This window comes from Roseobacter denitrificans OCh 114 (assembly GCF_000014045.1).
Lineage (GTDB): Bacteria > Pseudomonadota > Alphaproteobacteria > Rhodobacterales > Rhodobacteraceae > Roseobacter > Roseobacter denitrificans.
In genome coordinates, this window is the sequence record NC_008209.1 from 287,949 (window position 1) to 309,730 (window position 21,782).

The following is a 21,782-nucleotide window of genomic DNA, read 5'->3' on the forward strand; positions in this document are numbered from 1 at the left end:
TTTTCATCGGTTTGTCTTGTTCAGAATGTTTTCGCCCAAAAGCGCCAGCGCACTTCTGAGCCCTTCGTCCGCGACAGGTTGCACGGTGTCAGCCGCTTTCTGGCGCAGCGCAGGGTCGATTGGGGCGGTCTTTGACTTGGCATCACCAAGCATGAAATCCACCTGCCCTTCGGCAAATCCGGTCGCTGCGGTCTGTGTCACCCGCACGCGCGCAATGGCATTATAGCCGTAGACCGCATTGACCCGTGCGCGCAGCTTTTCCTTTTCCATCTCTAGCATGGGCGCGTTGGCCCCGGTCGTCAGAAGCGTCAGCGTCGCCCCCAGCCCGCCACGGCCATAGCTGACCTCAACCGGACGGGAAATGCGGGCCATCTCTTCGCCTGCCACTTCGCTCCAATGGGTCAGCAGACGGCTTTGCGCAAAACCACGGCTCTCGGACGCCGTGCGAATACGCTGCGTGAGCAGGCTCGAAGTCCGGGTGAATCCTTTTGTACTGGCGCGGCGAGGCGGCATCGCTATGTTCCCTGAAACGTCCGCCTAACATAGCGCCGGAAATGCTGCGCAGCCAGCCTTACTGCACCCCAAAGGATATAAACATTGCGTGAAAATCCCGATGATCCACAGGTTCTGAGCGATGCGATCCTCGCATGGTATGACGTGCATGCGCGCGATATGCCGTGGCGCGTGCCACCGCAAGCGCGCCGCGCAGGGCAGACGCCTGATCCCTACAGGATCTGGCTGTCCGAGGTGATGCTGCAACAGACCACGGTCGCCACGGTCAAAAGTTATTTCGAGAGGTTCACCGCGCGCTGGCCGACGGTGCGCGACCTGGCGGCAGCCCAGGACGCCGACGTCATGGCGGAATGGGCAGGTCTTGGATATTACGCGCGCGCCCGCAACCTGCTGAAATGCGCGCGCACTGTCGATCAGGACTATGGCGGCACCTTTCCCGCCGATCATGCCGAATTGCTGAAACTACCCGGCATCGGACCCTATACCGCAGCGGCGATCGCTTCGATTGCCTTTGATCTCAGGCATACGGTTCTTGATGGAAACGTCGAACGCGTGATGGCGCGTCTGCATGACATTCATGTTCCCTTACCCGCGTCCAAACCGATCCTGATGGAAAAGGCGGACGCGCTGACACCCGTGGATCGCCCCGGCGATTATGCGCAGGCGGTCATGGATCTGGGCGCGACGATCTGCACACCCAAATCACCCGCCTGCGGCATCTGCCCATGGCGTGACCCTTGCGCAGCGCGTGCAGAGGGGACCGCCGCTGATCTGCCGAAAAAGACACCGAAAAAGGCCAAGCCAACCCGTCATGGCACGGTCTTTCTGGCCCAACGGGCGGATGGCGCGTGGCTTTTGGAGACGCGGCCCGACAAGGGTTTGCTCGGTGGCATGCTGGGCTGGCCCGGGTCTGACTGGATCGATGTCAGCCACCCCCTGCCCGAGGCCCCACCGCCTTGCGCGGCCGAGTGGCAGTTGATCGACGGCGAAGTGCGTCACACGTTCACGCATTTTCACCTGATCCTGCATGTGTTTCGCGCGCAGGTGGCCATTGGGACCGAACCCGAAACGGGGGGTTTTCGCGACGCTGCAGAATTCAAACCCACCGACCTGCCCACGGTCATGCGCAAGGCCTTTGACCTCGCAAGGTGATCCGTTGGACAAAAAAACCCCGCCAACAAGGGCGGGGTCAAGGGGGGTGCCCATCACAGGCAGCCTTGTTCAAAAAGGCCACAGGCACCGGCGGTGTTCAAAGAATTGGATGTCTAGCCGCTCATTTCCGAGCGGATTTGCTGGCGCAAAACGTCAATCGGGATTTTCTTGCCGTCCTGTTTGAACGTCCAATAGGTCCAACCGTTGCAGCTGGGTGCGCCTTCGAGATGCGCTCCGACCTGATGGATCGATCCTTTGACATCATTCCCGATCAATGTGCCGTCAGCACGCACCTTTGCAACCTGGCCACGGGGGGAATAAAGCGCTTCGCCCGGGCGCAGCATGCCGCGTTCGACCAACTGCCCGAAGGGCACGCGCGGCTCTGCACGTTTGGATACGCTGACCTGCAAGGCTTCGCGGTCAAACTTGCGCACCTTGGCGATGCGTTTTTCGGCAACCTTGCGATAGGCCGCTTCGCGTTCGATGCCGATGAAATCACGGCCCAGCATCTTGGCCACTGCCCCGGTCGTTCCGGTGCCAAAGAAAGGATCGAGAATGACGTCGCCGGGGTTCGTGGCCCCCACCAGTACCCGATGCAGCAGGCTCTCCGGCTTTTGTGTCGGATGGGCCTTGTCGCCATTCTCGTCCTTCAAACGCTCATGACCGGTACATATTGGCAGCACCCAGTCAGAGCGCATCTGAATACCCTCGTTCAGCGCCTTGAGCGCCTCATAATTAAATGTGTATTTACTGCTCTCGTCACGACCCGCCCAGATCATCGTTTCATGGGCATTGGTGAACCGCTTGCCGCGGAAATTCGGCATCGGGTTGGATTTGCGCCAGACCACGTCGTTCAGAATCCAATAGCCTTGGTTTTGCAGTTCGGCACCCACGCGAAAGATGTTGTGGTAGCTGCCGATGACCCAGATTGCCCCATCAGGTTTAAGGATACGGCGCGCGGCCTTCAGCCAAGCCTTGGTGAAATTGTCATAGGCCTTGAAGCTGGAAAACTGATCCCATTCATCATCCACCGCATCCACGCGGCTGTTGTCGGGCCGGTGCAGATCGCCCTTGAGTTGCAGGTTATAGGGCGGGTCCGCAAAGATCAGGTCGACGGATGCCTCCGGCAGACCGTTCATCACCTCGATGCAGTCACCATCAATAATCGTGTTCAAAGGAAGCGCCGCAGCGCCCTTGGTCTTTGTCATCTTCATTCTGCCTCTGGTCCCGGTGCATTTTGCACTCGTTCGTTGGGAACAAGATGAGTCAAAGTCGATTCGCGGTCAAATTCTTTATTGAATCAAGGCTTTACGTTTTTGTCTTGATACAACATATGGTGTACCGGCTTGAAGGTACGTCTATGGTGTGGGGTTACCCCAAGATTTCGCAACGCAGATATGTGGCTTTTTGATCCATATCCCATGTTCGTCTCCCATCCATAGCCCGGATGCTGTTGCGCCAAATCCACCATGATCTTATCGCGGGCGATCTTGGCGATGATAGAGGCTGCGGAAATCGACAGGCATCTTGTGTCCCCCTTGACCACAGGTTGTGCGCGCAGGTTGAGCCCCTGCGGCACCATGGCGCCATCGATAAGCACGAAATCCGGTCGCAGCCGGAGGCCGGCAAGCGCGCGCAACATCGCCATGTGACTGGCGCGCAGGATGTTGTGTTGCTCGATCTCTTCGACACTGGCGTGGCCAACACTGATATCTGCGCTGCTGGCCAGTGCGTCGCCCAGCAGGTTGCGCCGCTTTACGCTCAACTGTTTGGAATCGTTCAACCCCTCAGGGATATTGGCCGGATCAAGCACCACCGCTGCCGCCGTGACAGGCCCCGCGAGCGGGCCGCGCCCGACTTCATCAACGCCTGCCACACGCCGCGCGCCCAGCGCCATTGCGGCCTCTTCCATCTCAAAATTCGGTTCCATGGGCTTTTTTCCAACGTCTCGGCACACAGCACAAGGCCCCGTCTGCCGCTTGGGTCCCACTTACCGGGCGGATGCGAAAAAACGCCCCCGGCAAGCGGAGGCGCAGAACTCGTTAAAAAGGAGGGAAGACGCCCGAACGCCCTCCCTCAGGTGCAAGGCCGGTGTGAAGGGACCGATACGGCCTTGGACTGACCCGCTTCAGCTGCGGGCCAATTGGTATCCCGCGCGGCGCAGACAGCGGGCGCCATAGCCCACGCGGTTTTTACTATTCGTGCGAAACTGCACTTTGCAGGCCTGCGGTAACTGGCGTGTCGCGCCGTATTTTTGCTCAAGACAGGTTTTGCCAAAGACCCTGTAGCGTGCGTAGCCGGTGTTGAAACTGCGCAAACAATCCCCGGGTAGCAGCCTGCGATTTGTATGACGCGGATTTGCGCGTTTGATCCCGTGGTCCCTGTAGCGCGCATTTGAGTGATGCACCCCGGACCGGGTGTGGGTGACACGATTTGCCTGCTTGTCCTTTCTATCGTCCTCCAGCCGGTTCTGGATGACCGCCCCGACGACCGCGATTCCAACGACAGCCGCCAGTGCGCGGGCCAGCGCTTCATCCGCACGCGCTGGTGTGTTTCCGATCACCGCAACGGCGATCGCCGCGCTTACCACTGTGGCAATGAATCTACGTGTCATGGGGCAGGTCCTTATCTGTTGTGCATGGGGCAGCCTTTGGGTGCTGCCGTTCTGACAACAAACTGGGACGGACCCGTGCCGACAGACAATATCGCGCGATGGTTATCCGATATCACAGGCCCCAAACCCCTTTTGTTATTGAATGTCACGGTGATCCTGCGCAGGTTCATGCCATGAGATATTCTGTTTTCATCGCAGCGGCCCTTGTCACCTTCAGTCTGGCGCAGCCCGGCATGGCCGCCGGATGCTACGCCGATTACAAGGCGAAACAGGACGATCCGCTGCGACTGCATTACGGGGTTGCGCAGGTTTCTGAATGTTCCAAAAAAGCGGCCCGCGCGGAACTGACTGCCCGGCTTGCGCCAAAGGGGTGGACGCTGCTGAACGTAATATCGGTCTTCGACCAAAGCGGGCTGGCGGAAAGGAAAGAGAGTGCAGGACCAAACTACCTCCGCTACTGACATGCGCCGCTCGGGTGGGCGGATCGTTGGGTATGGCATTGCGGGAATCCTCGCCATTCTTGCGGTTGGGGTCGCCATGCTGTTCTGGGCCTTGCCGGATGCGAATGCATTCAATGCGCGGGTTGAAAAGCTGTTTGTGGAAAATGACGATCTGACCACGCAGGCGGAAATCAAACTGCTTGAGATACTCGCACAATCCGGCACCGCGTTTTCCGAAACCCTGATGAGTTACCGCGTGGTGATATTCGTGCTTTTGGTCTTTGCCACGGCAATGTTGATCGCGGCACTGGTCTTTCTGGTGATGCTGGTCGGGTTCAACCGACGCATGGCGCAGATCGAACGGGTCGGCATACAGGTGAATTCGCTGCTGATCAGCCGCGAGGAAAACACCGTCTACCTCAACAATCTGGGCTTCAAACTGACCGACGCCGCGATGGAAACGATGTCGGTCCTTGCGGAGGCGCGTATGGATGACGATGTTCTGTCCGGTTCAGAGATCGAAGGTATGATTTCAGGGCGCAAGGCGGTCGATTGCGAAGAGGCCGCAGGCGCCACACGGATCAAACGCTTGCGCGACACGCTTGGCAACCAGATCGTATCAGAGCTGTTGGTCAAGAACATCGCGCGGCGTGGCTATATGCTCGCCATCGACAAGGACGTCATCAAAGTCATCTGAAACCGCGCACTGCACTGGTGTTTCACGGCGTGAGCGTCCAAAACTGACCGCGCAGAGACCCCAAAGAGGAAACCAGACATGCCCGCGCCACTGAACACGTTCAAAAAATCCCTGTCCGAAGGGGAGACGCTTTTTGGCTGCTGGATGAGCATCGCAGAGAGCTATACCGCAGAGATATTGGGCAATGCGGGCTTTGACTGGCTGCTGATTGATGGCGAGCATTCGCCCAATGACGTGCGTTCGATCCGCGACCAGATGATCGCGCTGAAAAGCAGTGACAGCCACCCGATCATCCGCGTGCCGGTGGGCGAGACGTGGATCATCAAGCAAATGCTGGACCTTGGGGCCCAGACGATTCTCGTGCCCATGGTGGAAACCGCCGAGCAGGCGCAGGAACTCGTGCGCGCCTGCCGATACCCGCCGGAGGGCAGGCGTGGCGTGGGCTATGCGGTGGGGCGTGCGTCAGGCTTTGGCCAGATCGACAACTACGGTCCGACCGCGGATGCACAGACGTGCCTGCTGGTGCAGGTTGAGAATAAAACTGGCCTTTATAACCTTGACGCGATCCTTGCGGTCGATGGCGTTGACGGTGTGTTCATTGGCCCGGCGGATCTGTCTGCAAGCCTCGGATACCTCGGGCAGACCATGCACCCGGACATACAGGCGACAATCCTGAAAACCATCAAGCGGATCAGCGACAGCGGCAAGGCCGCCGGTATCCTGACCACGGATGACGGTATGATCCAAGCGTCCTTGGATGCCGGTGCCCGGTTTGTTGCCGTGGCCATGGACATCGCGATGCTTTTGAACACCGGGAAATCCATCGCCGCCAAGTGGAAACAGGGTTAACGCGTCTTCATCTGCGCGGCCGCCTGCGTATATCCCCCCGCTGCCCCATCAATGAAATGCAGATGGTCGTCGGTAAGAATCGACGGAACGATGCAGGTCATCATGGCCTCCTCCTGGGTGGCCATGCCAAAACGAACGATCCCCTGATCTGCCCCCTGCGCCAGCACCGCCGTCAGGCGCGACTGGGTTTCAGCGTCACAGTCCAGCGTCGTTTTCAAACCATCATCCAGTTTTCTGAAATCAGCGTTATCCGCAACAACCCGCGCATAACGTCGTGCATCAAAGCCCCCGATTTTCAAACCGGTACGGATCAACACCCAAGCGAGCAGTGATTCCAACAGCGCCTTGCGCCGTGCGGCACCCAGCGATCCCGACCCGCGCGCGGCATGCGCTTCGAGTGTGGCACCCGCCGGTGGCCAGCGTGAGACCATACCGACCTGAGGTGCGGGATGACCGCCCCGATCCAACTGCCCTGCCACGTCAATGACCCGCTTATAGACCTGCGCCACATCTGCGGCGTCCGCGTCGGGTATCGGGGCAACCACGAGAGACAGGATTGTGCCGTTGCGCGCCTTCATATGCGCCCACCGGCACGACAGGCCGGTCAAATCCGGTATCGTCCCCTCAGCGGCAGGGGCAACGACATAGCGCCGCCTTTTCATTTCCGTTTCCGCCCAGAGCAGCCCGCCGCCGGAAAACATCGCATAATCCGCCCCCGGTGAGGCCTGAAACCGGGCGACCTTTACATCGTGACCCGCCGCGCGCGCATCAGCCACCGGCACCAAAGCCACCCGCATGCCGATAGCAAATTCCGCCCGCGCCCAGACCGAAATCGCGGCAAGCGCTTCTCGCGCCGCCGGCTCGGCATCCGGTCCAACGGCAAATCCCGCCCCATCCCCGCCAAAGACAAAGGGGAATGGACGCCCATTCAACCCGTTCATGACAGCCGAGATCACCGCCGCCCCGACCATATTGACCGTCTTGTATCGCCCGGCGGCGACTTCTCCGGTGGAATTCACGATGTCGGCAACGCCGATCTGCCAATCATCCGGCAACGGCGTGTATCGGCCAAGGTCCGTCAGGTGGTCAAAGCTCGTTTCACGCGGCACGGAGTCGTAAAAATCGTCTGGCTGATGGAAAGATTTCATGACCTTGCACCCTGTTGCGTCATGATCCACCTATCACAAAAGCGCACGCGCACTCTATGCCGCAGCCCGCACAGGCATGACGGCCCTTTCCTCAAGAGGCTGACCGGTATAAGACGCGCGCACCATCACATCAAACACATTGGAGTATTTAGATGGGTTACCGCGTCGTTGTTGCGGGTGCCACAGGCAATGTGGGCCGCGAAATGCTGAACATTCTTGCTGAACGCCACTTTCCGGTGGATGACATTACCGTGCTTGCATCACGCAAATCCCTGGGCACCGAAGTCAGTTTTGGCGACAAAACGCTCAAGACGAAGGATCTTGCGACATTCGATTTCACGGGCTGGGACATGGCGCTTTTCGCAATCGGTTCGGATGCGACAAAGGAATTTGCACCCAAGGCGGCCAAAGCCGGCTGTGTCGTGATTGATAACTCGTCGCTTTACCGGTACGATGCGGATGTGCCGTTGATCGTGCCCGAGGTGAACGCCGATGCGATCATGGACTATGCCAACAAGAACATCATCGCCAACCCGAACTGTTCGACTGCGCAAATGGTGGTGGCTCTGAAGCCACTGCATGACCGCGCGACCATAAAACGCGTTGTTGTCTCGACCTATCAGTCGGTTTCAGGCGCGGGCAAGGAAGGCGCGGATGAACTTTGGGACCAGACCAAATCCATCTACAATCCGACCGATGACAAGCCGCCGAAGAAATTCACCAAGCAGATCGCATTCAACGTGATCCCGCATATTGATGTGTTCATGGAAGACGGCACCACCAAGGAAGAGTGGAAAATGGTCGTTGAAACCAAGAAGATCATCGACACCAAGATCAAGGTCACCGCAACCTGCGTGCGCGTGCCCGTGTTCGTGGGCCACTGCGAAGCGATCAATATCGAGTTCGAAGAGCACCTTGACGAGGACGAGGCCCGCGAAATCCTGCGCGAAGCACCGGGCGTCATGGTGATCGATAAACGCGAGGACGGCGGCTATGTGACGCCCGTCGAGTGCGTCGGTGATTTTGCGACATTCATCAGCCGTATCCGTCAGGATTCAACGATTGATAACGGTCTGAACCTGTGGTGCGTGTCCGACAACCTGCGCAAGGGCGCGGCGCTCAACGCGGTGCAGATCGCGGAACTGCTGGGCACTCGGGTCCTGAAAAAGGGCTGATTGACCCAAGGCATTTGGAAAACCGTCGGGTCACACCGGCGGCTTTTTTGCCAACGGCGGCCCAGCACACCGGATCAAAGCCCCGGAATGCACCCCGGATATCCAAACCCCCAACGCCACGGCAGGCCGGAACACGGCCCACCCCCGAAACGGACGGCGTTGAACATTGACGTGGCAATCATGTCATAAGCGAGCCGGATGTTATCTTCGTCGACATCATAGCGCAGGGCGAGGTCTTTGACCTGCGCCTCACCCTGTTCGACGACACAGGTCTGCAACGCCTGATCTGCCGATAGGCGCGCCTCGAAACTCTGGTCTGCGGACGTGGCCCCGGCGGCGTTGTGGTAGGCGCGGTCGTGGACAACGCAGCATTGCTCCCAAGGAGGATGCGCGCCTTGCGCCGCTTCAAAGTCGGGAAAGAGATCGGCCACCACGCGCCAGCTCCACGACATGCCACCGCTGCACCCATCCGTTTCAAAAACAGCCAAATCGGACTCAGAGATCACCGATTGCAGCGCCCGGTGGGCCGGCATCTCAAGCCCGCGCTGCACCTTGATCATTGCGCTGTCGTCCTGCGCCTGCACAACCTGCGGCACGATCAGGGTCAGGATCAAAACAGCGGTTCTCACATTTCGGCTCCGGTCTCGGGGGTGAGGTCAAAGGCAAATCCGATCGTATCGCCTAGGCGCAGCATCAGACGTTCCGGGGTGCTGAGCGTTTCGTGATAGGCGATGACCTCGCGCGCCAGCTTGGGTTTATCCGTGATCAGCCCGTCCACACCCAGCGAGATCATCCGCGACATCGACGCCGCGTCGTTGACCGTCCAGGCGTAAACATCCTTGCCCACGCTTTGCGCCTGCGCCAGCAAACGCGCTGACAAGCGCCCCGCGCTCACGGCCAGAAAATCGCCGTCAAGGCCGGACATATCACCCACTGCGGTCGCCGCCAGAACACCGCTGCGCCAGTCCGGGCGCAATCTGCGCATTTTCTGCACGGCGGGGTATTTCAGCGACATCGTTGCAATCTGATCCTGCATGCCCGCCGCCTCGACCAAGGCGATCACGCGGTTTTCCAGATCGACGTCATGACCGTAATACTTCAACTCAATGATCAGCTTGGAGCGGCCCTTGACCACCTCAAGCACATCGCGCAGCAGGGGCGGGCGTTCATCCGCATAGATGGGATCAAACCACGTGCCGATATCAATCTGCGCGACCTCCTCCATGGTTACGTCCCAGACCTTGCGATCAACACCTGCCGCTTTCATGAAATCGCTGTCATGGACCACCAGGACCTCGCCGTCGGCGGTCTCCTGCACGTCGATCTCGACCCAGTCGGCCCCGTCCTCAATCGCCTTGATCACGGCCGCCATCGTGTTTTCCGGGCGGCTCGCCGCAGCACCGCGGTGCCCGATCACATCCACCCGTTCAGCGCCTCCGACCTGATTGAAGGCAGTGCCCCCGACAAACAGGCTGCCCACCGCGAAAAGCGCCGCCAAGCCAGACAACCACGCAAGCCGGGGCGCATGGGTTTCGGGTCCGGGATCACCCCTGGCCACGCGCGCTTCAAGGCAGCGGTCGAATTCCTCGTTCAGGATGTCGGACAAGGCCCCATTGGCAATGGCGTTCAAGGCAGAATTCACGAACACCCAGATGCCGATCAAAACCGCCGTGACAGTAAAGAACAGGGCGAGGTTCCCGCTGAAAAATGGCGGGATTTCTGCAAGTAGAAACCCGATGGTGCCGACCAGAACAAAGGCCACGGCAGCACGAAGGGCGAGCCAGGACAGCAGTCGCTTCAGAAGGTCCAGCCGATGGCCGCGCATCTTTTCACGGCTCACCTGAAAGGCGGTTCTTGTCGGCACAAGATCAAAGACGCTCATGTGCAGCGCGACCGCCCATGCGGACAAGCGCTCCAACAGCACCAAAGCCAGCGCGACAGCGATCACACCACCGCTGGCAATGGCGGCCATAAAGGCAGGGGGACGGTTGGCCAGATAGTAATTGATGTCAAAATCACGCATCAGAAACAGTGCGATAGCCCCGGCGACCGCCAAAAAGGGCAGCGATATGACCAACACGCGCACAAGCAGATGGCCGGCAAATACAGCCAGTCGCGGGAGTGATCTCGTCAGGAACCCGAAAGCAGCCGCCAGTGCCTTGCCCGCGCCCCTCTGATCAGAGCGCAGCACGGCGGTCATCACGGCGATATCAATCGTTGCAGCAACGATGATCAGCGACGCGATAAAGACAGCACCAATCGCCCCGACCGGCGTCAGCAGGAACCGGGCGATATCCTGATCCGTCAGCGCGGACTGGTCGGAAAAAGACAGTGTGATCGCAAGCAGTGCCGCAATCAACGGGACCAAGACCGCCGCGATGATCAGGCGCACGAACATATGAACACACAGCAGCGGAAACCACAGTGCAAGCGCCTGCCTGTAGCTGATGACAGCATCCCAAACCAAGGTCTCACCCCACGCAGTTATTATTCCTCAGGTTGCAAACAGCACAACAGGAAGAGGCGCGACAGGCAAGCGTTGTCTCGGAATGTACCTCGATTCATCGCCATATGCAGTGATGCAGGCGCCTATCTACAACTCGCGCGGATCCTTGGGCTTGCCCGGCCCGAATCGACGCACGAAGGTTCCATAGGAAAAACCGAGGTCATGGGTGTGGCAAACCCGCTTGCCACTGGTTTCGGTATGCAGGGCCAAACCGCCCAGGGTAATCTTCATAAAGTAGCCATGCTTGCGCAGCCGGTCATCCAGATCAGCCCAGTCGCGGGCCTCTGCCATGTCACGAAACAGCAGCTTTTGCAGGGCAAAAATCAGTTTCTCACCAGCACGCGGCAATCGACGGGCAGCGCTTTTCGGCCCCCCCAGATGTTCTGTCACAAGATCTTCAACGACCTCTGCAACTGTCCCCTGTTGCTCGGTGGCAAGGTCATGGACGGCTTTGAACAGATCATCAGAAAGCTGGAGAGTAATGGCGTGCTTCGTCATAGCGGGCAGACTTGCTTAAACTTGGTTTAAAAAGGGTTAAAAACGCTCCGCGCGCACGACGTCGCAATCCATTATCGAAACAACGCCGATGTGCTTGTCCACTACACCAAATGCTGCGTCGAGCAGCCCATCCAGACGCTCCGGTCGGATGATGCACACAACCTGCACCATCCCGCTGGCGCGACCGATCTCACCGGAACGTACCCATTCGCCGGACCGCCCGGACCCGCCCAGAACGGGCAGCACCGTGTAGCCCGTGACTTTTGCAGCGCTCAGCGCATCTGTGAGACGCGATTGCATGATGGCTTCTATCGTGATTTCGACGCGTTTTGCTTGATGTGTTTTCACGCTCTCAGGCTCCTGTCAGCGCCGAAGCAACGGCCACGTACAACGGGATGCCCAGCGTAAGGTTAAAGGGGAATGTGACGCCGAGGGAAAGCGTCAGGTAGATGGAGGGGTTGGCCTCTGGCAAGGCGACGCGCATGGCGGCGGGCACGGCGATGTAGGATGCCGAGGCAGACAGCACCATCAACAGCGCGACACCGCCAGTCGACAGCCCGAGCAACAGGCCAAAGACCGCGCCAAGGCTGCTTCCGACCACAGGCATCAGCAGGCCAAACGCCAGCACACCGGGTTTGAGCACGCCGCTGCGGCTGCGCAGACCACGCCCCGCAACAAGGCCCATATCCAGCAAAAAGAGGCACAACACCCCTTTGAACGGTGCAACGATAAAGCTTGAGATCTCGCTCAGACCTTCTTCTCCCGTGATCCATCCGATGAAAAACGCGCCGACCAGCAGCACGATGGACCCGTTCAGCAGGATTTCGCGCCACAGATCACTGTCCATGCGGCGTTCTGACCCCCCGCGCGAGATCAGCCAGAGCGCCGACAGGATCGCCGGGGCTTCCATGGCTGCGGCAACCGCCACCATATACCCCTCGTACGTGATGCCACTGCTTTGCAGCACCGAGGTGGCGGCTACAAAGGTCACGATGGAGATCGATCCGTAATGCGCCGCAACCGCAGCGGCATCCAGCCGGCTGAGCCCGGTCATCACCTGCAACAACCCAAAAGCAATCAGTGGCAGGCCCGCGGAAAGGATGATCCCCACCAGCAGGGTGAGGCCAAGCTTCGCATCGACCCCGTGGGCCGCAACGCTGACCCCGCCCTTGAAGCCGATGGCGAACAGCAGATAGATCGACAGGGCCTTGGCCGCAGCCTCTGGCACACTGAGATCCGAGCGCGCCAAAGAGGCGGCGACGCCGAGCACAAATGACAATATGATCGGAGACAACAGGTTGTTGGCTGCCAGTGATAAGATTTGGTCCACGCGCGCCCCCGGTTGCTGGTCCCGAGGCGTTTAGGACTGTTTGCCGGGACGATCAAGGTCCTGATCGGTGTTCACGGTCTGTCAAATCGCATGAAAGGCCTGATCCTTGGAGTGGAACACCTCAAGGCTCCCCTCGCCGATGTCGGTCCAAAGCCCATGCAGCGTAAGCAAACCGCCATCCACACGGCTGTTGATAAAGGGAAAAGTCATCAGGTTGCGCAAACTGACGAGCACCGACTGCTTTTCCAGCGCCTGCGCCTGAATTTCAGGGTCGTTTTCCGCTGCGACAAGAGGATAGCTTGGCTTGAGAATATCCATCCAGCGCCCGATGAAGCTGGATTTTTCTTCAAGGTCGGGGGCATTGCCCTGACACATGTCGATGCAGCCCTGTATCCCACCACAGCCTGAATGCCCAAGAACGATCACATGCGCCACATTCAGCATGGTGACAGCATATTCCACCGCCGCCGACGTCCCATGGGGATCGCCATCCGGTTCGTAGGGCGGCACGAGGCTGGCAATATTGCGGTGGATGAACAACTCCCCCTGATCGGCACCGAAAAGGGCACTGACGTGTACCCGACTGTCACAGCAGGAAATCACCATCGCACGGGGGTGTTGACCGCCGCGCGCCAGTTGTTTGTACCATGATTGATTTTCCTGATATCCGGTGGCCTTCCAACCATGATAGCGCTGTACCAGATAGCCTGGAAGCGGTTTGGCCTGATCCATATTCTTACGACTTTCACACGTTGCCCCGAAAGCTTTAGCTGCAATTATCCGTAAATTCGAGGGGAAACATTGATCTGTCTCAACTCTTTAGTCAGAAATTCGCGCGAAAACACTCAGGCCGTGGGGGCAAATGAGGGTGAGAAAAATGAACCATGTCCTGGAGATCAGGCTAAATGAAACAGTGCATGTCTGTCAGGACAGGCTCAGCGCGCTTTATGCGCAACTTGGCGAGGCCGGCGCAGAAGATGTCGTTTGCCGCGCCATGGAGGAGCTGGCATTGCGGCTTTCGCATTGCAGCCGCCTGCATGCAGCGGGCGAAGCTGATGAGCTGCGCAAATGCGCACGCTCCCTCATCGCGATATCGGAACAGATCGGCATGTTGGTGCTGGCGCGCGTCGCCGCCGATGTGATTGAAGCGCTGGATGGCAATGACGGCCCGGCCGTGGCTGCGACGCTCAGCAGGTTGTTGCGGATCGGCGAGCAGTCGCTAAGCGCTATATGGGACCTGCAAGACATCACGATCTGATGCCTTGCACCGCCATCAGATCAGACTAGGCTGCGAGGGCGATTTTGTGAAAGGCGCCCTCTTATGACTTCCCTGTTTGCTGATGCTGACGATCAGACAATTCCGCTGCACATCATAGATGAAGACTCGCTTGAGGCGTGGCTGGGCGACCAGTCGCAGACGGTTCAGGCATGGGTGCGCGCGAATGGGTTCGCGGCCCGGATCGGTCAGGCCTTGCTGGTCCCGTCTGATACAGGTTTGCCGGTGATGGCGCTTGCAGGCTTTGGCACAGCGAAATCGCGGGCACGGGGGCGGTTTCACCTTGCGGCGGCTGCCAGTAAACTGCCCGCTGCCTGTTATGCGATTGCCTCGGGCCTGCCGCAGGCGCAGTCCGACATGGAAGTTCTGGGCTGGCTGCTGGCCGCCTATCGGTTTGGCCGCTACAGCGAGACCGGCGCGATGGGAGCAAGGCTCGCGCGGCCCGAAGGGCTGGATACCGCACGGCTGGAAATCCTCGCGCAAGCCGAGACGCTGACCCGTGATTTGATCAATACGCCCGCAAATGACATGGGACCCCCGGATCTTGAAGCCGCAGCGCAGGATCTCGCCCAACAGCATGGTGCATCGATCGAGGTTGTTCTTGGCGATGATCTGCTGGCGCAGGATTTTCCGTTGATCCACACGGTCGGGCGCGCTGCGGATCGCGCGCCGCGCCTGATCGACATGAAATGGGGTGACAGGGGCCCCAAGATCACCTTGGTTGGCAAGGGCGTGTGCTTTGATACTGGCGGGCTGAATCTGAAACCGGGCGCGTCGATGGGGCTGATGAAAAAGGATATGGGCGGGGCGGCCAATGTTCTGGGGCTGGCGCATATGATAATGGCCTTGCAACCCCGGATCAGTCTGCGCGTTCTTATTCCGGCCGTGGAAAACTCGGTGGCTGGCAATGCATTCCGGCCGGGCGATATCCTGCCGTCGCGCAAGGGTCTGAGCGTCGAGATCAACAATACCGACGCAGAGGGGCGGCTGGTTCTGGCCGACGCATTGGCTTATGCACAGGAAGACGCACCAGACCTCATCATCTCGATGGCGACGCTGACGGGGGCCGCGCGCGTTGCGGTTGGTCCTGATCTGGCGCCCTATTATTGCGATGATCCTGATTTTGTCACAGCGCTCGAAAACGCTGCTACGCATCAATGCGACCCGGTTTGGCGCATGCCGTTTCACACGCCCTATGAATCGATGATTGAACCGGGGATCGCGGATCTGGACAACGCGCCAAAGGGCGGATTTGCCGGATCCATCACCGCAGCGCTTTTCCTGCGACGGTTTGTGGACGAAAGCGTCTACGCACATTTTGACGTCTATGGCTGGAACCCGAGCGATGCGCCGGGACGCCCGAAGGGTGGCGCAGGTCAGGCAACCCGCGCCTTGCTGGGGGTTATCGAAGCCATGCAGACGTCATGACGGATCGGCGGGTGACGCCTGATCCGACCCATGTGACGCTGGACATACCGGCGCAAGTTACTGGGCCCATCGCCGACTTGCGTCAAAGCCCTGCGGGACCGCGCGACAGGCAGGTTCTGTTTGGGGATCGGGCTGCCATACTAGGACGTATGGAGGGTCACAGCCTGATCCGCGCGCAGAAGGACGGATACTGCGGGTGGGTATCTGATGCGGCTTTAGGGCCGGTGCATCCGGTGACGCACCGCGTCACGAGCCGTGCCACGCATGTCTATGCGGAAGCGAATTTCAAATCGCCGGACCTCATGCATTTGGGGTTTAGTGCCGGACTGAATGTCGTTGCAGAAACCGCAACCTTTGTTGAGACGCCGCAGGGGTTTATCCCAAGGCAACATGTGCGACCCACAGAAGCACGCGCCACCGACCCGGCCACAATCGCGGAACTCTTTTTAGGGGTGCCCTATCTCTGGGGCGGAAACGCGCATCTCGGGATTGATTGTTCCGGTCTGGTGCAGGCGGCCTGTCTGGCCTGTGGCATTGCCTGTCCCGGTGACAGCGACCAACAGGCGGAACAGCTTGGCGTAGCGTTGCCGTCCGGTGCAGCCTTGCAACGCAATGACGTGATTTTCTGGAAAGGTCATGTGGCGCTGGTTCTGGACAAGGATACCCTGATCCATGCAAATGCCGGGCATATGCTGGTGACAACCGAACCCATCGCAGACGCCTTGGCGCGGATTGAAATGCAGGGCGACGGGGTCCCGACAGGGTTCAAAAGGCTGGAAATGCCAACCTGACGGGGGCAATGCTCACTCGACGGCGCGAATAAGTTTACGTTCCAGCACCCGCAGCACCTTCTTTAGGTCATGGCCACGGCGGATGATCTGACCATCCATCCCAACAACAGCATACATGCCCTGTTTGTCACGCAGCCTTGGACGTTTTTCGATACGATAAAGCGGCGTCTCGGCGGTGCGGCGGAACACCGAAAAGACGGCGACATCCTTGAGACACGAAATGCCGTAGTCGCGCCATTCTCCCGCTGCCACAAATCGCCCGTAAAGCGACAGGATCACGGAGAGCTCTGTACGGTGAAAAGCAACCTGACTGGGTGGCATCTGATGAAGGGTGCTGGTCGGGGGGACTTGGTAATTCATAGGGTTAGAGTTGCGCCCTTTGCCGCGCGAATCAAGCTTTGATATGCAGAGATGCGTCAGAACATGACCTCAGGCATAGCTGCCATGGCAAAACCAGCCCGAAGACATCAGATGCCCATGGGCATAAAACAACCACAGCCGCTGGCCGTCTTCGGTCTCGGTGCTCCAGTAATCCCGCACACCACTGCGCCAGTTGGGGTCATCCAGCCACCATTCGGGCGCGATGCGTTCTGGCCCGATCGCCCGGACAGCGCGCAAACGCTGCCCGCGCCAAAGAAAGACATCAGGCAGTTTCGGGCTGTCCGGGGCCTGTACGGGTTCAGGTTGCCAGATCAGCAGGGGCCTCGGGTTGGGCGGGTCCGGCCATTGCCCGTCAAAAGGGGTCGACCATGCCGCTGCATGGAGGGTTGAGGTCTTTTCCGGGATATGGCTGGAGGCGGGTTTAAGCCGCGTGATCGCCTCAAGCCCGACGCGCGCCCCGATACGCCCGATCAGATCGTCCATCGACGTGTTGCTGGCCAGACGGGTGCTTACCACCGCGCCCGCCTCAAGATGCCCCACCGGGGTGCGGGCGTGGATCGGTTCGGTCTGCACCGCTTCGAGGCGGAGCATGTCGATCCCGAAGCCTGCGTCGATACTGCCCAGCTTGAGCGCAATCAGCGGTTTGATCTGCGCAGGATCGCGCGCGGCACGCGCCAGCCCCACCTCAACCGATTGTATGTCGTGATCCGTCCGATAGGCCTGAAACAGAACACGGCGCGCCCCGCGCCCCTTTTTCTCAAGGTTTTCGCACAGCCGGGGCAGCAAGCGGTCAAGCCCAGCCAGCAAATCACTTTCCAGCCCGATGGGGTCCGGCAGGGTCATGCGGACGGCAAAATGCGCAGGCGCGCGGGCGGGCGAAACCGGTTCGGGGGCAGAGCCCATCGCCTGATCCATCCGCATCACGAGACCCCGGCCAAACCTGCGGGCCAGCACGGCCCTCGGTTGGCCCAGCAGATCACCGATGCGCCGGATACCAAGGCGGGAAAGCTGTGCCGTGATCTCTGTATCAAGTCGCAGCGCCGCCACAGGCAGAGGACTCAGCGCGCAATAGGTCTGCCCCGGGGCCGAAATCTGGTGTGCCCCTGCCGCAGGTCCCGGTGTGACAACAGGGGCCGCACCCCCCTTTGTCCAGCGCCGGCGCTTGCTGGCGCGTGAACGCGTGGCGCGGGCTTCCTGATCAATGGCGTCACCTGTGCGGTGCGACCCTGCGGATTGCCCGGCAAAGCGCGCCAGTGCCCATGCCGCCCCACGGGTATCCGCAAGCCCCATCCGCACTGACAGCCCCAAATCCTCGCAATCCTGTTGCACCACCTGCAGCAACGATTCCTCGCCCCCGAAAAGATGCGCGCATCCGGTCAGGTCAATCACCAGCGCGTCATGCCCTTCGGGCGCAACCCATGGGCTGAATTTTCCGGCCCAGCGTTGCAATGCAGTTAAAAATGCAGCCTCGGCGGGCTGGCTGCGCGCGCGTGTCACCAGCTTTTCACACATGGCATGGGCATCGCGCACCGGCTGCCCCACACGCAGACCGGCCTGCGCGGCGGCGGCGTTCAAAGAGGTCAGCACCTGGCTGTTATGCTGTTCCTCGACCACACCCAAAGGCACAGTGGCCAGTTGCGGATTGCGCCGCATAAGCCGATCCGCCCCGAAATGCGGAAACCAGATGGAGAGGATACGTCGGGTTTTCATGGCAGCAGCGATCAGGCAGATTCGTTTGTTCTTATTTTGTTCTAAACATAACTAGCCCTGTGACAGGAACGAGTCGAGTCCGTTCAGGTGCCGTATCGTGCCATGAAGGTTTCGACGGCACTGTCCACCACGCGAATGATTTCCGCCTCGCTGACCTTGTCAATCACACCAAAGATCAGACGCGGCCAGACGTCGGATTTGCACAATTCGCCAAACTGATCCGCCGCCATGAGGTGGTCAGACATGCGCAATTGCCCGCGCGCTTCGGCCTGCTTGAAATAGGCCGCCATTTCGGTGCGGAAAACAGCCGGGCCGGAATTATAGAACTTCTGCCCCAGATCCGGGAACCGCTCGGACTCAGCGACGCAGATCCGGAAAATCTTTTGCCCGAAATCTGACGTGATGAACCGCAGGAAATGTTGCCCCGTCTGCGCCAGCACATCTTGTGGCGCAGCCTCCATATCAATCTTGTCCATCGCGCCGCGGGCCTGACGCTGACATTCGGCGGTTGCGACCTCCATGAAGAGCAGCCGTTTGTCCGGGAAGTAACTGTACAAGGTTGCCTTGGACACATTCGCCACGCGCGCGATTTCATCCACGCTGGCCCCTTCAAAGCCATCCGCCATAAAGACGTCGCGCGCGCCATCCAAAACCTGATCAAATTTTCGTCCCTTGCGGATCGCCAGAGTTGCAACAGTCATGGGGCCCTCAGATGCCAGAGGCCCCAACTATAAACCGAACAGTTCAGTTCCCAAGGAGAAAATGCAGATTGCTTTGGTGTCTGAATGTCTGGCGACCTGTTTGTGTCTATGAACAACGCCGTTTCTGGACCCTGTGCGCCCGTTATGTTTGGGACAATCCGTTGGATGTGGTCAGAAAAATGCGCACATCGTTCTGGCGCATCACGCATCAAGTGATAAGACACAGAAAGCAGTTTGCCTGACCGGACCACAGAAAGGGAAACACGCCCGGCGTGTCGGTATGATTGAAATCTTCTTCAAGACAGTCCCGTTCTTTGCGCTGATCGGCCTGGGCTATTGGGCCGGTCGCATTCGGTTCTTTACCGAAGAGGCGACCGCCTATCTGACGAAATTCGTCTTTTACTTTGCGCTCAGTGCGATGTTGTTCCGGTTTTCCGCGAATCTCTCTTTCGCGGATGTCTGGGACACGAACCTTGTCAGCGGCTATCTGCTGGGCACCGTTGCTGTCTATCTGATCGCGACCATCGTGGGCATGATCCGCCGGCTTGATGTGGCAACGGTCGCGGTCGAGGCGCAATGCGCAGCCATCGGCAATGTCGGATTTCTTGGCATTCCCATGCTCGCTTTGTTGCTGGGCGAGGCTGCGATTGGCGTCATCATGATGGCGCTTGCCGTTGATCTGATCGTGTTTTCCAGCCTGATCGTCATCCTGATCACCGGGTCACGCGACGGGCGCTTCAGCTTGCGCATCCTGCGCACGATTGCGCTGGGGCTTGTCAAAAACCCCATGATCCTCGCGATCACCTCCGGGCTATTGTGGTCCGCGCTTGCCATTCCGATCCCCACACCGATGAACGACTTTCTGACCATATTGGGTGGGGCCGCGACCCCCGGTGCCCTGTTTGCCATCGGTGCCTCTCTGGCCTCGAAATCGGCAGAGCGGCTTGTGATCGCGGGCTGGCTCAGCTTTTGCAAACTGGTGCTGCACCCGCTTTTCGTGGCTATCGGCGTGATCATCCTGTTCCCGGTCGACCCCTACACCGCCGCCGTTGTCATCTCGGCCTCCGCGCTGCCGGTGGCTGGCAATGTCTATATTCTGGCGCAGCATTACGGTGTTGCATCGCACCGGGTATCCGCCGCGATTCTGGTGTCTACCGCGATCAGCATCGTGTCCGTTAGCTTTGTCATTGGCCTTGTGGCACCGCTCTGAGTGCTGAAGGGCTTGCCGACAGACCGATCACGCGATAGCCAATGAGCGAACACAAAAGGGAGACCCGCAATGGAAACGATTTCTGAAAACGCCTGTTTCGGCGGCACACAGGGTGTCTATTCTCACACATCGGCCAGCTGCAATTGTGACATGACGTTCGGTCTGTTTCTGCCGGAGGAAGCACAGGACGGCCCTGTGCCGCTGTTGTGGTTTCTGTCGGGCCTGACCTGCACGCATGAAAACGCGATGATCAAGGCCGGTGCGCAGTCCTGGGCGGCAGAGCACGGAATCGCGCTGGTCTTTCCCGACACCTCACCACGCGGTGAGGGTGTGGCCGATGATGACGCCTATGATCTGGGACAGGGTGCGGGGTTTTACGTGAACGCCACGCAAGCCCCTTGGTCGTCGCATTTCAAGATGTGGGATTATGTGACCGAGGAACTGCCAAATTTGCTGGAGCAGAATTTTGCGCTCGACATGAAGCGGCAGGCGATCACGGGCCATTCCATGGGCGGGCATGGCGCTTTGACCATCGCGATGTCCTTGCCGGGGCGATTCCGCTCCGTCTCTGCCTTTGCGCCGATCTCTCACCCGACCGCCAGTGACTGGGGCCGCAAACAGCTGAGCGCCTACCTTGGCGATGATCAAAGCACATGGGCCCCACATGATTCGACGCTTTTGATGCGCGAAAAAGGCTTTGACGGGCCTATGCTGGTGGATACCGGCACCAAGGACCAGTTCATTGACCTGCTCCAGCCCGAAGCGCTGGCCGAAGCGGTCAATACACGCCGTCAACAGGCGGTGCTGCGGCTGCAACCGGGCTATGACCACAGCTATTTCTTTATCGCCACCTTCATGGAGGAACACATCGCCTTTCACGCCGACGCGCTTTACGCATGACGGCGCTTTACATCGACGCGGATGCCTGCCCGGTCAAATCCGAAGCCGAGCGCGTTGCCACAAGGCACCGGGTCAAGATGTATATCGTGTCCAACGGCGGGTTAAGGCCATCGCAAAACCCGCTGGTGGAAACCGTGATCGTGCCGGACGGGCCGGATGTGGCAGACATGTGGATCGCGGACCGCTGCGGCACCGGGGATGTGGTCGTGACAGGCGACATTCCACTGGCCGCAAAGTGCATCGAGGCGGGCGCGCTGGTGCTGAAACACAATGGCGAAGCGCTTACCTCCGCCAATATCGGCAACGTGCTGGCCAGCCGCGATCTGATGGCAGACCTGCGCGCCGCTGATCCCTTCCGGCAAGGCGGTGGCAAAAGCTTTGGCAAGGCGGATCGGTCCCGCTTTCTCGACGGGCTGGAACGCACATTGCGCAAGGCCGCCACGCTTGGCTAATCCAAGGAAGG

The 21,782-nt window shown here is 59.5% G+C and carries 25 protein-coding genes; 11 read left to right on the forward strand and 14 right to left on the reverse strand.

The features are described from left to right. Positions 1 to 3: 3 nt before the first annotated feature. The gene (locus RD1_RS01380; RefSeq protein WP_011566643.1) at positions 4 to 513 is read right to left on the reverse strand and encodes a DUF721 domain-containing protein; all 510 of its coding nucleotides are present in this window, start codon (positions 511 to 513) and stop codon (positions 4 to 6) included. 84 nt (positions 514 to 597) lie between these two features. On the opposite strand from RD1_RS01380, the gene mutY reads away from it, so the two are divergent. Further along, the gene (gene mutY / locus RD1_RS01385; RefSeq protein ID WP_011566644.1) at positions 598 to 1,665 is read left to right on the forward strand and encodes an A/G-specific adenine glycosylase; all 1,068 of its coding nucleotides are present in this window, start codon (positions 598 to 600) and stop codon (positions 1,663 to 1,665) included. A gap of 113 nt (positions 1,666 to 1,778) precedes the next feature. Here the strand turns inward: mutY and RD1_RS01390 are convergent, their stop codons facing one another. The 3 genes from RD1_RS01390 to RD1_RS01400 form a co-directional block, all read right to left on the reverse strand. Further along, positions 1,779 to 2,879: a site-specific DNA-methyltransferase gene (locus RD1_RS01390; protein WP_044032871.1), complete on the reverse strand. Its 1,101-nt coding sequence runs from the start codon at positions 2,877 to 2,879 to the stop codon at positions 1,779 to 1,781. 86 nt (positions 2,880 to 2,965) lie between these two features. Continuing rightward, complete coding sequence (locus RD1_RS01395; protein WP_044032872.1) at positions 2,966 to 3,595, reverse strand: ribonuclease HII; 630 nt, start codon at positions 3,593 to 3,595, stop codon at positions 2,966 to 2,968. A 198-nt stretch (positions 3,596 to 3,793) separates the two neighbouring features. Further along, positions 3,794 to 4,279 (reverse strand): hypothetical protein, encoded by a 486-nt coding sequence (locus RD1_RS01400; protein ID WP_011566647.1) that lies wholly within the window; start codon positions 4,277 to 4,279, stop codon positions 3,794 to 3,796. A gap of 173 nt (positions 4,280 to 4,452) precedes the next feature. On the opposite strand from RD1_RS01400, the gene RD1_RS01405 reads away from it, so the two are divergent. The 3 genes from RD1_RS01405 to RD1_RS01415 all read left to right on the forward strand — a co-directional run bounded on the left by RD1_RS01405 (position 4,453) and on the right by RD1_RS01415 (position 6,265). Further along, positions 4,453 to 4,740 carry a hypothetical protein gene (locus RD1_RS01405; RefSeq protein WP_044032873.1) on the forward strand — a complete coding sequence of 96 codons (288 nt, stop codon included), beginning with the start codon at positions 4,453 to 4,455 and terminating at the stop codon, positions 4,738 to 4,740. 1 nt (position 4,741) lies between these two features. Next, positions 4,742 to 5,416 (forward strand): winged helix-turn-helix domain-containing protein, encoded by a 675-nt coding sequence (locus RD1_RS01410; protein WP_044032874.1) that lies wholly within the window; start codon positions 4,742 to 4,744, stop codon positions 5,414 to 5,416. Between the two features lie 78 nt (positions 5,417 to 5,494). Next, the gene (locus RD1_RS01415; RefSeq protein ID WP_011566650.1) at positions 5,495 to 6,265 is read left to right on the forward strand and encodes an HpcH/HpaI aldolase family protein; all 771 of its coding nucleotides are present in this window, start codon (positions 5,495 to 5,497) and stop codon (positions 6,263 to 6,265) included. Here the strand turns inward: RD1_RS01415 and RD1_RS01420 are convergent. Continuing rightward, complete coding sequence (locus RD1_RS01420) at positions 6,262 to 7,413, reverse strand: DUF3095 domain-containing protein (RefSeq protein ID WP_011566651.1); 1,152 nt, start codon at positions 7,411 to 7,413, stop codon at positions 6,262 to 6,264. The two genes, RD1_RS01415 and RD1_RS01420, sit on opposite strands and share 4 nt — an antisense overlap. Before the next feature lie 152 nt (positions 7,414 to 7,565). Between RD1_RS01420 and RD1_RS01425 the strand changes: the two genes are divergently transcribed. Further along, positions 7,566 to 8,588, forward strand: coding sequence for an aspartate-semialdehyde dehydrogenase (locus RD1_RS01425; RefSeq protein ID WP_011566652.1), 1,023 nt, complete (start codon positions 7,566 to 7,568; stop codon positions 8,586 to 8,588). Between the two features lie 74 nt (positions 8,589 to 8,662). Here RD1_RS01425 and RD1_RS01430 read toward each other — a convergent pair whose 3' ends face one another. From RD1_RS01430 to RD1_RS01455, 6 genes are all read right to left on the reverse strand, one after another. Further along, on the reverse strand, positions 8,663 to 9,217 hold the full coding sequence (locus RD1_RS01430; RefSeq protein WP_011566653.1) for a hypothetical protein: 555 nt from the start codon (positions 9,215 to 9,217) through the stop codon (positions 8,663 to 8,665). Then, on the reverse strand, positions 9,214 to 11,055 hold the full coding sequence (locus RD1_RS01435; protein ID WP_044032875.1) for a glycerophosphodiester phosphodiesterase: 1,842 nt from the start codon (positions 11,053 to 11,055) through the stop codon (positions 9,214 to 9,216). The genes RD1_RS01430 and RD1_RS01435 overlap by 4 nt, the downstream gene beginning before the upstream one ends. 126 nt (positions 11,056 to 11,181) lie before the next feature. Continuing rightward, on the reverse strand, positions 11,182 to 11,592 hold the full coding sequence (locus tag RD1_RS01440; RefSeq protein WP_011566655.1) for a hypothetical protein: 411 nt from the start codon (positions 11,590 to 11,592) through the stop codon (positions 11,182 to 11,184). A 36-nt stretch (positions 11,593 to 11,628) separates the two neighbouring features. After that, the gene (locus tag RD1_RS01445) at positions 11,629 to 11,940 is read right to left on the reverse strand and encodes a P-II family nitrogen regulator (RefSeq protein WP_011566656.1); all 312 of its coding nucleotides are present in this window, start codon (positions 11,938 to 11,940) and stop codon (positions 11,629 to 11,631) included. Positions 11,941 to 11,944: 4 nt separating this feature from the next. Next, the gene (locus RD1_RS01450; protein WP_011566657.1) at positions 11,945 to 12,922 is read right to left on the reverse strand and encodes a sodium-dependent bicarbonate transport family permease; all 978 of its coding nucleotides are present in this window, start codon (positions 12,920 to 12,922) and stop codon (positions 11,945 to 11,947) included. Positions 12,923 to 13,003: 81 nt separating this feature from the next. Beyond that, positions 13,004 to 13,654, reverse strand: coding sequence for a carbonic anhydrase (locus RD1_RS01455; protein WP_011566658.1), 651 nt, complete (start codon positions 13,652 to 13,654; stop codon positions 13,004 to 13,006). Positions 13,655 to 13,799: 145 nt separating this feature from the next. Here RD1_RS01455 and RD1_RS01460 point away from each other — a divergent pair, with 145 nt between their 5' ends. The 3 genes from RD1_RS01460 (at position 13,800) to RD1_RS01470 (ending at position 16,417) form a co-directional block, all read left to right on the forward strand. Beyond that, complete coding sequence (locus RD1_RS01460; RefSeq protein ID WP_044032876.1) at positions 13,800 to 14,180, forward strand: hypothetical protein; 381 nt, start codon at positions 13,800 to 13,802, stop codon at positions 14,178 to 14,180. A 63-nt stretch (positions 14,181 to 14,243) separates the two neighbouring features. Further along, the gene (locus tag RD1_RS01465; RefSeq protein WP_011566660.1) at positions 14,244 to 15,626 is read left to right on the forward strand and encodes a leucyl aminopeptidase family protein; all 1,383 of its coding nucleotides are present in this window, start codon (positions 14,244 to 14,246) and stop codon (positions 15,624 to 15,626) included. Then, positions 15,623 to 16,417 (forward strand): NlpC/P60 family protein, encoded by a 795-nt coding sequence (locus RD1_RS01470; protein WP_011566661.1) that lies wholly within the window; start codon positions 15,623 to 15,625, stop codon positions 16,415 to 16,417. The genes RD1_RS01465 and RD1_RS01470 overlap by 4 nt, the downstream gene beginning before the upstream one ends. A gap of 12 nt (positions 16,418 to 16,429) precedes the next feature. Here the strand turns inward: RD1_RS01470 and RD1_RS01475 are convergent, their stop codons facing one another. From RD1_RS01475 to RD1_RS01485, 3 genes are all read right to left on the reverse strand, one after another. After that, on the reverse strand, positions 16,430 to 16,777 hold the full coding sequence (locus RD1_RS01475) for a DUF2794 domain-containing protein (protein WP_011566662.1): 348 nt from the start codon (positions 16,775 to 16,777) through the stop codon (positions 16,430 to 16,432). 69 nt (positions 16,778 to 16,846) lie between these two features. Beyond that, the gene (locus RD1_RS01480) at positions 16,847 to 18,508 is read right to left on the reverse strand and encodes a DNA polymerase Y family protein (RefSeq protein WP_011566663.1); all 1,662 of its coding nucleotides are present in this window, start codon (positions 18,506 to 18,508) and stop codon (positions 16,847 to 16,849) included. Positions 18,509 to 18,591: 83 nt separating this feature from the next. Next, positions 18,592 to 19,209, reverse strand: a complete 618-nt coding sequence (locus tag RD1_RS01485) for a TetR/AcrR family transcriptional regulator (RefSeq protein ID WP_011566664.1) — start codon at positions 19,207 to 19,209, stop codon at positions 18,592 to 18,594. A gap of 280 nt (positions 19,210 to 19,489) precedes the next feature. Between RD1_RS01485 and RD1_RS01490 the strand changes: the two genes are divergently transcribed. From RD1_RS01490 to RD1_RS01500, 3 genes are all read left to right on the forward strand, one after another. Then, positions 19,490 to 20,419 carry an AEC family transporter gene (locus RD1_RS01490; RefSeq protein WP_011566665.1) on the forward strand — a complete coding sequence of 310 codons (930 nt, stop codon included), beginning with the start codon at positions 19,490 to 19,492 and terminating at the stop codon, positions 20,417 to 20,419. A 69-nt stretch (positions 20,420 to 20,488) separates the two neighbouring features. Further along, a complete protein-coding gene (fghA, locus tag RD1_RS01495) occupies positions 20,489 to 21,319 on the forward strand; it encodes an S-formylglutathione hydrolase (RefSeq protein ID WP_011566666.1) in 831 nt (276 codons plus the stop codon). Beyond that, on the forward strand, positions 21,316 to 21,771 hold the full coding sequence (locus RD1_RS01500; protein ID WP_011566667.1) for a YaiI/YqxD family protein: 456 nt from the start codon (positions 21,316 to 21,318) through the stop codon (positions 21,769 to 21,771). Before fghA ends, RD1_RS01500 begins: the two co-directional genes overlap by 4 nt. Positions 21,772 to 21,782 lie beyond the last annotated feature (11 nt).